Source organism: Actinotalea lenta (genome assembly GCF_030586465.1).
Taxonomy (GTDB): domain Bacteria; phylum Actinomycetota; class Actinomycetes; order Actinomycetales; family Cellulomonadaceae; genus Actinotalea; species Actinotalea lenta.
Genome location: NZ_JAUQYP010000001.1, coordinates 279658 through 292332 on the forward strand (window position 1 = coordinate 279658; position 12675 = coordinate 292332).

8 protein-coding genes are annotated in these 12675 nt (G+C 74.5%); 6 read left to right on the top strand and 2 right to left on the bottom strand.

The window, feature by feature from the left end; translation table 11 throughout:
* Nucleotides 1-12: 12 nt before the first annotated feature.
* On the bottom strand, nt 13-2367 hold the full coding sequence (locus tag Q6348_RS01320) for a putative bifunctional diguanylate cyclase/phosphodiesterase (RefSeq protein ID WP_304599535.1): 2355 nt from the start codon (nt 2365-2367) through the stop codon (nt 13-15).
* Between the two features lie 126 nt (nt 2368-2493).
* Between Q6348_RS01320 and Q6348_RS01325 the strand changes: the two genes are divergently transcribed.
* The 5 genes from Q6348_RS01325 to Q6348_RS01345 all read left to right on the top strand — a co-directional run bounded on the left by Q6348_RS01325 (nt 2494) and on the right by Q6348_RS01345 (nt 7829).
* Nucleotides 2494-3507, top strand: coding sequence for a GNAT family N-acetyltransferase (locus Q6348_RS01325; RefSeq protein ID WP_304599536.1), 1014 nt, complete (start codon nt 2494-2496; stop codon nt 3505-3507).
* Nucleotides 3508-3572: 65 nt separating this feature from the next.
* Nucleotides 3573-4949, top strand: coding sequence for an MFS transporter (locus Q6348_RS01330; RefSeq protein ID WP_304599537.1), 1377 nt, complete (start codon nt 3573-3575; stop codon nt 4947-4949).
* Nucleotides 4946-5467 carry a MarR family winged helix-turn-helix transcriptional regulator gene (locus Q6348_RS01335; RefSeq protein WP_304599538.1) on the top strand — a complete coding sequence of 174 codons (522 nt, stop codon included), beginning with the start codon at nt 4946-4948 and terminating at the stop codon, nt 5465-5467. The genes Q6348_RS01330 and Q6348_RS01335 overlap by 4 nt, the downstream gene beginning before the upstream one ends.
* Before the next feature lie 9 nt (nt 5468-5476).
* The gene (locus Q6348_RS01340) at nt 5477-6274 is read left to right on the top strand and encodes a TIGR01458 family HAD-type hydrolase (RefSeq protein WP_304599539.1); all 798 of its coding nucleotides are present in this window, start codon (nt 5477-5479) and stop codon (nt 6272-6274) included.
* Between the two features lie 97 nt (nt 6275-6371).
* On the top strand, nt 6372-7829 hold the full coding sequence (locus Q6348_RS01345; protein ID WP_304599540.1) for a GGDEF domain-containing protein: 1458 nt from the start codon (nt 6372-6374) through the stop codon (nt 7827-7829).
* 28 nt (nt 7830-7857) lie between these two features.
* On the opposite strand, the gene Q6348_RS01350 is transcribed toward Q6348_RS01345, so the two are convergent.
* Entirely contained in the window at nt 7858-11316 is a 3459-nt protein-coding gene (locus Q6348_RS01350) for a 1,3-beta-D-glucan phosphorylase, GH149 family (RefSeq protein ID WP_304599541.1), read from the bottom strand.
* 231 nt (nt 11317-11547) lie between these two features.
* Between Q6348_RS01350 and Q6348_RS01355 the strand changes: the two genes are divergently transcribed.
* Entirely contained in the window at nt 11548-12603 is a 1056-nt protein-coding gene (locus tag Q6348_RS01355; RefSeq protein WP_304599542.1) for a LacI family DNA-binding transcriptional regulator, read from the top strand.
* Nucleotides 12604-12675: the final 72 nt, after the last annotated feature.

Below are 12675 nucleotides of genomic sequence, written 5' to 3' on the forward strand. Positions count from 1 at the left end.
GGGCCGCGCGGGTCAGGCCGGCCGGTGCTCGTCCAGCACGGCGGGGTCGACCACGCGCTGGTGCGGGGCCCCGCCGAGCAGCGTGGCGCGCGGCGCGCACCCAGGCGTCTGCGCCACGGCGTCGGCGAGCCAGAGCACGAGGTCCTCGTGCGGCACCGGTGGGCTGTGCAGGTAGCCCTGACTCCCGTCGCAGCCCAGCGTCGCGAGGACGTCGAGCGTCTCGGGGTCCTCCACGCCCTCGGCCACGACACGCAGGTCCAGGCTGTGGGCGAGGTCGACGGTCGCCGCGACGATCTTCCGCGTCCGCGGGTCGCTGCGCAGCCGGCGCGTGAACGACATGTCGATCTTCAGCTCGTCGGCCGGCAGGTCGTTGAGGTAGGCGAGCGAGGAGTAGCCGGTTCCGTAGTCGTCGATGCTGAGCCCCACCCCACGGTCGGAGATCGCGTGCGCGGCCGCCATCCCGCGCTCGGGGTCGGACATCAGCGTGGTCTCCGTGATCTCCAGCACCAGCAGCGCGGGGTCCAGCCCCGTGACCTCGATCACGGCGTCCAGGGCGGGCAGCAGGCGAGCGTCGGTGAGCACGCTGGCTGAGACGTTGACCGAGACGCGCAGGGGCGCGCCGAGCCGCGCCCAGCCCACGGCGGCCTCGGCGGCCGTGCGCAGCACGTGCCAGGTCAGCGTCGGCATCAGGCCGTCGGACTCGACGAGGTCCAGGAAGGCCCCGGGAGGCACCAGGCCCTGCCTCGGGTGGCTCCAGCGCACGAGCGCCTCGGCGCCCATGACAGCGCCGTCCCGCACGGAGACCTGCGGCTGGAAGTGCACGACGAAGGAGTCCGCGTGACGGGGGCGCGCACCCTCCAGCTCGTGGTGGAGCTCGTCGAGCTGGGCGAAGCGCCGGGCGTGCTCCTGGTCGAGCCGGTCGGTGTAGGCAGCCACCACCGCGCCCGGTCGCCCGACGGGGGGCACGGCCGCAGCCGCCCGTCGCAGCATCTCCCCGGGGGGCACCGCCGAGCTCCCGACCGCGACCCCGAAGCGCGCGGCCACCGGCACGGGCCGTCCGCCGGCGGGCACGCCGCCCGCGAGCGCCGCGGCGAGGTCGGCGGCGACGTCCACCGCCCGGGCCTCGGCGTTGTCCACGAGCACCGCGAACTCGGAGCCGCCGACCCGCGCCACCATGGCACCTCGGGGAGCCGTGGCGGTCAGGGTGCGGGCGACCGCGGCGACGACCCTGTCCCCGGCGCCGTGACCGTCCCGCGCGTTCACGTCCGCGAGTGCGGTGTCGACGGTGACGAGCACCAGACCCCAGCCGCGGACCGGTGGCGCGGCGAGCCTGATCAGCAGCGACCGGCGGTTGGCCAGGCCGGTGAGGTCGTCCGTGAGAGCGTCCCGTCGGACGTGCGCCAGCAAGGTCAGGTCCCGCACGGTCAGCACCAGCCCGACGCTCAACCCGAGGGTGCCGATCGTCGCCAGCATGGTGGGCCACACGGGGCCGGGCGTGGGGACCCACGCGCGGGGGCCGGACCATGCGGCGCGGACGCGGTCGAGCGCGACGAGGACGACCCCCGCGGCCAGGACGCCGAGCGCGACCTGCGCCTGGGTCCGTACCGGGGTGTGTCGGCGGCGGAGCCCGGTATCAGCGACATGGGCCGCCATGGCCGCGGCGGCCATGGCCCAGGCGAGCACGGGCCAGGCGTGGGCACCGGGCGCCTCGGGCAGCAGACCTCCGAGCGCCCCGGCGAGCCCCGCGACCACGACGAGCAGGACGACCCACCAGGCGGGCTCCCACCGGGACTGCCACGCGGAGAACACGAGGACTCCTGCCGCGGCCGCGAGGGTCACGCCCGCGGCGACCTGGGCGAGGCCTGCCACGGAGCCCGGGGGGCTCGCCGTCCACGCCACGGTCCCCGTGCCCAGCGCGGCGAGTGTCACGAGCATCGCACCCACGACGTTGAGCCAGTCGGTGAGCACCGAGGCGCCCGCGTCGTTCCTGCCCCACCGGGCCAGCCCCCGGCACATCAGGATGGCGGCGACCCCCCACTGGCTCGCGAACACCCACGGATGGCCCAGCGTCCCGGCGACGCCGGGACGACCGAGGAGCGCGGCCGCGTCAGCGACCAGCCGGAGAGCTGTGGCGACGACCAGGAGGCCGTTGGCGCTGGAGAGCCACTCCCAGGGCTCGTCGGCCCTGCGTCGTCCGCTGCGCCGGGCGACGAAGGCCACCTGCAGGTGGGCGACGGTGAGCGTGCCGAGGGCCAGCGCCTCCGCCCCGACCAGCCACACGCCGCCCCAGGACGCCATCCACCACGCGGCGACGAGCAGCGAGGCGATCAGGCTCAGGTAGGGCGAGGAGCGCGAGCGCGCACGCATCACCCCTGATCCCACGACGTACGTTCGGCCCCTCGGTGCCGGGTTGTAGGTTTTCGTCCGACGAAGTCCTGCTGGTGCACGGGCCGAGGGGTCGCCGTCGGACGTCCGGCCCGGCAGGATCGGGGCGTGACCATCCCCGCCGCACCGTTCACCCACCTGCCGGCCGACTGGGTGGGCCGACCACCTGGGCCGCAGGACGTGGCCGACCTGGTCGACCTGCGTGGGCGCCACGAGACCGCCGCCCGCGGTGGCACGTCCGGCGCCGCGGACGTCGCAGCGGAGGTCACGGGGCCCGGCGCGGCGGTGCGAGAGCACCTGATCGTGCGCGACCCTGACGATCGCGCCCGCGGGTGGGCGACGGTGCACGACCGCGCCGCCGGGCGGGTACTCGTGGCCGTCGTGGTGGACCCGGGCCTGGAAGGTCCGGTGGCCGACGCCCTGTCGACGACCCTGTTCGACTGGGCGGCCGACGCGGCGGCGGGGCTCGCCCGCGCACGCGGACTGAGCGCGACCCAGCTCGACAGCGGAGCGTTCGAGGCCGACCCCCGTCAGCAGGCGTGGCTCGCGGCGGCGGGGTACTCCCGAGTGCGGACCTGGTGGCAGATGCGCCGGCCGGTCACGGACGCGGACAGCGCGATCCGGGTCGACGACCGGGTGCGACCGGTGCGGCGTGAGCACGGCGGGATGCCCGCGGAAGCCGACCTGCTGGCCGTGCACGACGTGCTCGAGCAGGCGTTCGCCGACCACTTCAACCACCACGAGGAGACCTTCGACGAGTTCCTCGCCCGGCTCCGCGCCGATCCGGGCCACCGCTGGGACCACTGGTGGTTGGCCGAGCCGCGCGACGGAGCACCGGCGGGTGCCCTGGTGGCGAGCGCGGTCCTGGACGACGAGGGCCGCACGACGGGGAGCTACGTCGACTACCTCGGCGTGCTGCGCTCCGCGCGCGGCCAGGGCCTGGCGAGCGCCCTGCTGGACGCGGTGGTGGGCGACGCGGCCCGGCGAGGCCGGTCGAGCGTCGCGCTCGAGGTGGACGCCGACTCCCCCACCGGTGCGGCCGACCTCTACCTCTCCCTCGGGTTCGTCACCCGGTACGTGACGCAGTCCTGGCACCGCGACCTGAGGGTCGACGAGACGTAGCCGGCGACGAGCCCGCCTGCCGCGCCTAGAATGTTCTGCCACAGAAGTTCTCCGAGAGGCGCGGCATGTTCCTGACGGTCGAACCTGGCCGCCCGCGAGCCGTGCGCGAGCACCCGAAGGCCGGCTGGCTCGCCGTGGGCACCGTCTGCATGGGCGCCTTCATGGGCCAGCTCGACGCGAGCATCGTCACGCTGACGTTCCCGGCCCTGCAGCGCCAGTTCGGCCAGTCGCTCGCCGCGGTGTCCTGGGTGTCCCTGGCCTACCTGCTGACGCTGGTGGGTCTGGTCGCCGCGGTGGGCCGCGTCGCCGACGCCGCAGGCCGCAAGCTGGTCTACCTGTACGGCTTCGTGGTGTTCGCCGCCGCGTCCGCCGCGTGCGCCCTGTCACCCACCCTCGGCGCCCTGGTCGCGTTCCGGGTGCTCCAGGCCGTGGGCGCGGCGATGCTGCAGTCCAACAGCGTCGCGTTGGTGGTCACCAGCGTGCCCCAGCACATGATGCGGGCCGCGCTCGGGGTGCAGGCCGCGGCGCAGGCCCTCGGGCTCGCGCTCGGGCCGGCGCTCGGCGGCGTGCTGGTCGCGACCGTCGGCTGGCGGTGGGTGTTCTGGGTCAACGTGCCCGTCGGGGTGCTCGCCGTGGCCGCCGGGTGGTTCCTGCTCCCACGGACCCGCGAGCGCACCCACCTGGGTCGGTTCGACACCCCCGGCCTCGTCCTGCTGGGCGGCTCCACCGCCGCACTGCTGCTCGGCCTGTCCGGGCTCGCGGGGCTCGCGATGCCGGCCGCGCTGGCGGTCGGGCTGGTCGCGGTCTCCGCGATCGGCGCCGTCGCCTTCGTGTGGCGCGAGCGCCGGGCGCCGCACCCGCTGGTCGCCCTCGCGGTGCTGCGCCCGCGTCCGGTGTCCGTGGGGCTGATCGGGGCCTTGACGGCCTACCTGACGCTGTTCGCGCCACTGACGCTGTTCCCCCAGGTGCTGGGGGCTCACGGGGCGTCCGGCCTGGTCCTGACCGCCCTCCCCCTGGGCTTCGCGGTCGCCGCGCTGCTGGCGGAACGTGCACTGCCCCGCCGCTGGGGCGCGCGGGCCCGGGGCATGCTCGGCGCGCTCGCGGGCGCCGGCGCGGCCGCGGCCCTCGTGGCCGTGCCGAACGGGAACCTGTGGGTCGCCGCGTGGCTCGGCGTGCTGGGTCTGGGCCTGGGGGTCTTCATCCCGGCGAACAACTCCGCGATCATGGGGGCCATCCCGGCCGGGTCGTCGGCCGTCGGCGGGGGTCTGGTGAACATGGCGCGCGGCCTGGGCACCGCGTTCGGGGTCACGGTGGTCACGCTCTCGTTGCACCTGGCCGGGGCCGACCTGGGGGGCGCCCGGGTGGCCCTGGCGGCGCTGGTCGCATTCGGGCTGGTGTCCGCGGTCGCCGCGCAGATCGGACGGCCGGAGGCGGCCGCATGACGGACCTGACCGCCGGGCCGAGCACCGAGCCGCGCGCCGGGGGCGGCACCGCCCGACCCGACGCGGCGCTCGCCGACGTCGTGGCCCGTCTGCGCCGGGCGATGCGCCGCGCCGCACGGTCCGCCGACCCCGACAACCCCCTGGCCGTCGCCCAGCTCGAGCTGCTGTCCTGCGTCGCGGAGAACCCCGGCGCCCGGCCCGGCGAGGTCGCACGACTGCTACGCCTGGCCCCGAACTCGGTGACCACCCTGGTGCGCGGGCTGCTGCAGCGCCGCCTCATCACCCGCGCCAGCGGGGGCACCGACCGGCGGACCGTCGCCCTACGTCTCACCGCGGACGGCGCGCACGCCGTGGCGCGTTGGCAGGCCACCAACACCGCGATCCTTCGCCAAGCGCTGGCCGGGATGTCTCGGCAGCGCCAGGACCTGATCACCGCGGCCCTCCCCGCGCTCCGCGAGCTGGTCGAGGCGGTGGACGCGTCGGCGGACCCCGTCGACGACCCGGGGGGCGGCACCTAGCCTGGGCTGATGGCGGCACCGCGCGCTCTGCTCATCGACGTCGACGGCGTCCTGGTGGTGTCCTGGCGACCTCTGCCGGGAGCGGTCGACGCGCTCGCCGCCGTGCGCGAGCAGGTCGGGGTGCGGTTCCTCACCAACACCACGTCGCACACCCGGGCACAGCTCACCGCACTGCTGCGCGACGCCGGGTTCGACGTCGGCCAGGACGAGGTCGTCACGGTCGCGTCGGCGGTGAGCACCTACCTGCGCCGCAACCACGCGGGGGCCCGGTGCCTGCTCCTGACCTCCGGGGACATCGCAGCCGACCTGCCCGAGGTACGGATCGTCACCGAACCGCCCGCCGACGTGGTGCTCCTGGGCGGGGCGGGCGAGGAGTTCAGCTACGACGCTCTGAACACCGCCCTGGCAGCGGTCCTGGACGGAGCCGCTCTGGTGGCCATGCACCGCAACCTGGTGTGGCGCACGGACGCAGGGCTGCAGCTGGACACCGGTGCCTACCTGGCCGGTCTGGAGGCGGCAGCGGGGGTGCGGGCGACGGTGGTGGGCAAGCCGGAGCCGGCGATGTTCGACGCGGCGCTGGCCTCGCTCGGCGTCCGTCCCGAGGAGTGCGCGATGGTCGGCGACGACCTGGACACCGACGTACGCGCCGCGCAGGCGCGCGGCATCACCGGGGTCCAGGTGCGCACGGGCAAGTTCCGCGCGACGCAGCTCGAGGACGGCGGCCCACCACCCCACGTGCTGCTGGACTCCTTCGCCGACGTCCCGCGGTGGCTGCGCGAGGGCGGGTGGCGGCGCGGGCAGACCTGAGCGGCCCGGCTGCGCGACCGCGCGGGTCGGCGGCCCGCGTGCGGTGGCACCTTCACTTCGCCTCGGCCCTGCCGATGAGAGGGGCCGGAGGCGATGAATGACGCAGGCGCACCGGGGGGTGGTTCGGGAGGCGGCGATCGGCGTCGTCGCCCTCCTCGGGCTGCTCGTGCTGCGGCTGGCGCTCGGCTCGGCCGGTGGCGCGTCCGCCCGCGCCGGCCTCGCCCTGGACGCCGCCGCGGCACTCGCCGTCTGGTTCGCGGCACGCGCCTCGACCCGCAAGGCGCGCGACGCCCGGAGCCGACGTGCATGGCTGGCCCTGACCGCATACCCGCTCGCCTGGGTCGTCGCGCCCGTGACGTGGCTGCTGGGCTGGCCCGAGGCGCTGGCGGACGTCGCGCGGGCGCTCGCGATGGCACTGGCCGCGGCCTCGTGGCTGTTCGCCGCGCGGGCCGGGGACCGTTGGTCCCGGATGCGGCTGGTCCTGGACGGGGCGCTCGCGGCGGCGACCGCGTTCGTCCTGGGCTGGGGGACGGTCGTGCCGGCCGTCTGGGCGCAGTCCGGTGGCGGCGCGCAGGGGTTCGCGGCGGTGACGCTGCCGCTCGTGGCGATCTGGCTCGCGGTGCTCGGCTTCGGCATGACGTGGACCGAGCTGCGCAACCGGAGCCGCCTGATGCCGACGCTGTTCGTGCTCGCCCTGCTGGTCATCGCCGTCTCCGACGTTCGCTGGGCGCTCGGCAGCAGCCCGGTGTGGGCGGTCGCGTGGGGGCTCTACTGGATCGCGGTGCGCGGGTACGGGGGCACCTCGCCGCGGGCGGCCGTGGTGATCACCCACATCACGCTCACGTACGAGCCGTACGTGCTGGTGCTGCCCACCGCCGCGGTGCTCGTGGTGGGCGTGGCTCGCGGCACCGGGGCCGCCGAGCCCGCCGTGATGGGTGCGGCCGCGGTCCTGGTGCTGCTCGTCGTGCGCCAGCACGTGGTCTCCATGGAGAGCCGGGCGTTGCTGATCCGCCTGGAGACCACCGAGAGGCTGCTGCGGCACCAGGCGACGCACGACCACCTCACAGGTCTTCCCGGACGCGTGGTGCTCTGGGAACGGCTCGAGGCGGCCTCGGCCGAGCGCGGGACGGTCGGCATCCCGGTCGCTGTCGCGTTCGTCGACCTCGACGGCTTCAAGGACGTCAACGACGTCCACGGGCACGCCTCGGGCGACGCGGTCCTGGTGGAGGTCGCCCGGCGGCTGGGCGCCGCGATCGGCGCGCACGGGGACGACGCGCTCGCCGTGCGCATGAGCGGCGACGAGTTCGCCGTGCTCCTGCTGCGCCGCGCGGCACGGGAAGCGCTCGACCTCGCCCACGCGATCCACGACGCGCTCCGGGTGCCCATGGCGGTCAACGGGGTGGAGGTCCTGGTCACGGGCAGCGTGGGGCTGGCCTCCGCACCGGAGGGCGAGCTGAACCCGTCGGCCCTGCTGCGCGCCGCAGACGTCGCGATGTACCGCGCGAAGCGCGCGGGCAACGCGGGCGTGGAGGTGGCGGCGGCCGAGCGCGGCTGACGGTCGCGCCCGGCGCGGCGCGGGCGCGCTACGCGCGCGCCCCCGTCACCCGGATCTCCAGGATGTGGCCGGAACGACGGAAGACCTCGGTGCTCACCGCGAGCGGGAGAGTGCCGCCGTCGTAGTCCGACTCGGACCCGTCGGCCGTGCGCACCCGCACGGCCATGCGCGCGCCACGCTCGTAGATGACGGGCACCTGGCAGAACGTGAAGGCCAGGCTGCCCGCCGGGAGCTCGACGTCCCGCTGGCGGCCTGCGACGTCGACGAACCGGAACACCGCGGGCTCCGACGTCCACTCCTCCGGGCGCAGCAGGACGGGCCGGAAGCAGATGGCGCCGCCCTCCACCCGCAACCCGAGCTCGCCGGCTCGGGTGAGCACCTCTTCCTTGACCTGACCGGTCATCCCTGGCTGACGTGCGCCCTTCCCGCCGGGCGTGTGCGAGTACGGATCGACCGGGAACGCGCCGTAGACCTCGGGCGGCTTGCAGTAGCCGAGCCCCTGACGCACGTCCTCGTACGCGCCGCGCAGCCCGTCGATCGTGCCGGGATCGGCGCCCTCGGCGACCGCGCGCTCGAGCGTCTCCTGAGCCGCGAGCAGGAGCTTGGAGACCATGTGCCAGTAGATGCTCCCGAGGCCCTCGTAGGCGAAGAAAGAACCCGAGCGACCCGTGAACTCCGAGTGCCGGAAGACCTCCTCGAAGACCTCCAGAAGCGTCGCGCCGTGCGCCTCGACCTGTGCGGCCAGCCGGTCATCGGTCCCGAGGGGGGCCCGGCGCCGCAGCCGCTCGAGCGCGTCGGCGACGTCCCGGGCGTTGTGGATCGCGGGCGCGAAGTGGTGGTCGCCCCGGGCGTCGCGGACGACGACGGAGCGATCACCCTCGTGTACGAGGGCGTCGACGAGAGGGCAGCGCGCGACCTGCTCCGGGGTGAGGCGGTTCTTCTCCAGGAACCTCGGCAGGTCACGGTCCGGGTAGAGCATGTAGCTGTGCTGGTCGGCCCGGTACAGCGCGCTGCCGCGCAGCGTCCTGAGCACGTCAAGGGCCTCGGCCGGCGTCAAGAGGCCGGAGGAGAGCGCGGCGACCTGGCCCTCGAGCATCTCCTGGAGACGGCCGATCGTCAGACGACCCGGACCGAGCCGCAGGACGTTGTACGAGTGGTACAGCCCGTCGGCCCGGCGGTTCGCGCGCAGGCCGGAGTCGACGTAGGCCAGTACGAGATCGAGCGCCCCGTGAACCTGAGCGCGGGCGACCGTGACGGACTCACCCGAGACGCCGTGGTAGACGGACTCGCGGTAGTCGCTGCCGGCGGCGCCGAGCGCGTCGACCACCCGGCGGCGCTCGACGTCGTCGAAGCCGTCCACCGTGCCGGCAGCGTGCTGCTCGAGGACCTCGGCGACCCGGGTGAGCAGGCGCGCGGCCTCGACACCGACCTCCAGGTCCTCGTCGAGGAGCGGTCGCACCACGCCGAGGTACCGACGCAGGTAGGCGAGCGTGACGACGGACAGGCCACGGCCGACGAGCGCGTTGTTGGCGTCGTTCCACTCCGGGCGCTGGGTGTTCATCCAGATGCCGCCCTCGGGGACGAGGTTCACGACCTTCGCGAGCATCAGCACGAGGAGCTTCTCACCGAGCGTGACCCGCACGAGGTCGCCGTCCGCGCCGTGCACGAGCCTGCCGTCGGCGCCCTCCCTGGCCACCCGGTCCGCGGTCGCCTGGGCGGCGCTCGCGTCGAACTCGATCGTGGACGACGGATCCTGCACGGTCTGCTCGTAGGACGCGATCCGGTAAGGCACGTCGGCGTGCGTGAACGCCGTGCGGTTCGTCAGTCGACGCAGCCTCCCGGGGTGGAACCGCTCCGAGGTCTCCAGGAGCTTGGCGAGGTACACGAGCTGGTGATCGCTCCAGTACCCGATGTTGGCCCACGGGTTGCCCGGCTCGGGCACCTCCCAGTCGATGCCGTCGCGCGAGATCCGGTACGGGTTGTAGCCGTCGGCGGTCGTGGCATCGACGAACACCGCGACCATCGACTCGACGTACTCGGGGAAGGACCACGCGAGGGCCTCCCAGTTCTGGAAGATGTCGCGCCAGTTGCCCTGGTAGTCCAGGCTCGGCCGGCCGTCGGCGTCCCGTAGCGCGATCCGGAAGGCGTTCCAGGGTCGACTCGGGTCGCCGTGCCGGCGGCTGAAGGTCAGGGGGAGGTACTCCCGGCACAACCGCCACAGGTCGACGTCACCCGAGGCCTCGGCGGCGGCGAGCAGGTCCTCGTGGGAGATCACCGGGGGCAGGGCTGCGAGGTGCTCGGCGCACCGTTGCGCGGTCCGTGGGCTCCGGGTGCGTACGAAGGCCCGGACGTCGTCGGCCCGGAGCCGGTAGCCGTGCACCGGGACGCCGCCGCGCATCGCGTTGAACAGGACGTTCGCGCCGTGGTGGGCCGTGGCGATCTCGTCGCCGGTGAGCTGCGCGCCGTCCGCCGACCCGACCAGCACCTCGAGGCCGCGCCGGGTGGACTCGATGTCGGCCTCCAACCGGGCTGCGAGCCCCTCGGGGTCGGTGAGGTCCTCGCGCAGACCCACGACGTCCGCGGCCGACAGGCCGACGTCGGCCACCACGCGCCAGGTCCGGCTCACGCCGGGCTCGAGCGTCACTTCCGTGCGGACGAGGTAGGAACCCCGTTCCCCGCGCACCTGGTCCTCGTCGCACACGCTGCCGCCCGCCCGGAGGGCAGGGAGCTGACGGTCGGACAGGAGGTGGCCCACCCCGGGGAGCCCGACCTGCCAGGCGACGGACGCCTGCAGCGACTCGCTCGCCTCGGCGAGGTCGGTCAGGGTGGAGTTCAGGTAGTACAGGCCCAGGCCGGTGGGGGCGTCGAGCTCGGCTCGCTTGTAGGCGTCCAGCAGGATGCTCAGCTCGTTCTGCACCTGGGCGGTCGCACCCGCCGGCAGGAGGTTCCGCAGGCCGTCCAGCACCTCGACCGTCACCGGGTCCTGCGAGGTCGAACCGAGCTGGCACGTGCGGACCACGCCGTACCGGGCGCTGGTCTGCCAGGCGACGCGGAGGCGCAGGCCGAGGTCGGCGCGCGCCTCCTCGAACACGACCGAGGTCCCCAGGAAGTCCTTGTAGAGGGTCCGTGCGACGGGAGCGTCGCCGGGGCGCAGCTCGGCGAACGGCCGCCACCAGACCGAGGTGCCGTCCGGGCGTCGTACGCGCAGCTCGGTCAGGCCACCGGTGTGGGCCGCCCCCTCCGCGACCTTGTCCTCCGTGTAGTACGGGAACAGCGCACCGTCGGCGTCCCGACGCCCGGCCGTGAGGCCTCCGGTGCTCGAGAGGAAGAGCCAGATGTCGCTCGCACCGACGACCGTCATGAGGAACGGAGGAAGGACCTCGTAGGACTCGATCGCGTAGTACCGGCGATCATCGAGACCGAGAGCGCTGCCGTCGACGACGGTGTGGCCGACGAGCCGTTCCGGAGCAGCGGTCGGCGAGATCATGGACGTTCTCCTCTGGCATCAGCGGCGGGCCCGGCGCCCCGACACGGCCGACGGCCCGGTGTGAGGGTCGCGAGAGAGCGCTCTCTCATCCTGGCACGCCTGCCGTGCGCAGGGCAACGCCACGGTGCACGCACGCGCGAGTGCAGCGCTCCGACCGGCGCGACCCGAGGTCGAGGGGTGATCTACCATGGCCGCGGCCCGCACGGCCCCCGTTGACCAGAGAGGTCCGTCATGCCCGCGTCGGCACGACCCCGGCGTCCGAGCCTGGAGGACGTCGCCGCCCGCGCCGGCGTCTCACGCGCGACCGTCTCGCGGGTGGTCAACGGCGCGACCACCGTGGACTCCACCATCGCCGCCCGCGTCGACCGCGCCGTGCACGAGCTCGGGTACCAGCCCAACCTCAGTGCGCGCGCTCTGGTCAATCGCCGCACGGACACGCTGGCCCTGATCGCCTCGGAGTCCGACACACGGGTGTTCGGCGATCCGTTCTTCAGCCGCATCGTCCAGGGCGCGACCCTCGAGGCCGGCGCCGCGGGGATGCAGCTGGTCCTGTTCATGCCGCAGGAGCGGACCGAGCTCGAGCGCGCGGAGCGCTACGTGCGCTCCGGCGCCGTCGACGGAGCGCTCCTGATCTCCCAGCACGAGGCCGACGTACGACTGCCCGAGACGCTCAGCCGTGCGGGCGTGCCCGTCGTGATTGGCGGACGCCCGTTCAACGAGGACCTCGACGTGCCGTTCGTGGACAACGACAACGTCACCGGCGGACGCCTGGCGGCCCGCCGGCTGGTCGCCATCGGCCGGCGCCGGATCGGAACGATCACCGGTTCCAAGGACATGACCGCGGGGATCGACCGGCTCGCAGGTTTCCGCGCCGAGCTCGGCGAGGCATTCCGGCCCGACCTCGTCGAGCAGGGCGAGTTCACCCAGGACTCAGGCCTGGCCGCGGCCCAGCGGCTGCTGGAGCGCGCACCCGACGTCGACGCCATCTTCGCAGCCTCGGACCTCATGGCCCTCGGGGCGATCCAGGTGCTCCACCGGACTGGCCGCCGCGTGCCCGAGGACGTCGCCGTCGTCGGGTTCGACGACATCCAGGTCGCGGCGTCGGCCGCCCCGCCCCTGACCACCATTCGCCAGCAGACCGCGCTCCAGGGACGAGCCATGGTGCGCCTCCTTCTGGCGCGCACCCGACCGGATCTGGAGCTCCCACCGCTGCCCGGGCTCCCCGGGCCGGCCACCGCCTCCCATCTCGTGCTGCCGGTGGAGCTCGTCGAGCGCGCCTCGGCCTGAGTCGCAACCCGGAGGTCAGGCGTCGGGACCCGTGACCTGAATGTTCGCCCTGGCCTGGCCGGGCCGGGTCAG

Bases quoted from the DNA above. Each gene is read 5' to 3' on its own strand.
- Q6348_RS01320 (WP_304599535.1), bottom strand. From the start codon at position 2,367: ATGCGTGCGCGCTCGCGCTCCTCGCCCTACCTGAGCCTGATCGCCTCG.
- Q6348_RS01330 (WP_304599537.1), top strand. From the start codon at position 3,573: ATGTTCCTGACGGTCGAACCTGGCCGCCCGCGAGCCGTGCGCGAGCAC.
- Q6348_RS01335 (WP_304599538.1), top strand. From the start codon at position 4,946: ATGACGGACCTGACCGCCGGGCCGAGCACCGAGCCGCGCGCCGGGGGC.
- Q6348_RS01340 (WP_304599539.1), top strand. From the start codon at position 5,477: ATGGCGGCACCGCGCGCTCTGCTCATCGACGTCGACGGCGTCCTGGTG.
- Q6348_RS01345 (WP_304599540.1), top strand. From the start codon at position 6,372: ATGACGCAGGCGCACCGGGGGGTGGTTCGGGAGGCGGCGATCGGCGTC.
- Q6348_RS01350 (WP_304599541.1), bottom strand. From the start codon at position 11,316: ATGATCTCGCCGACCGCTGCTCCGGAACGGCTCGTCGGCCACACCGTC.
- Q6348_RS01355 (WP_304599542.1), top strand. From the start codon at position 11,548: ATGCCCGCGTCGGCACGACCCCGGCGTCCGAGCCTGGAGGACGTCGCC.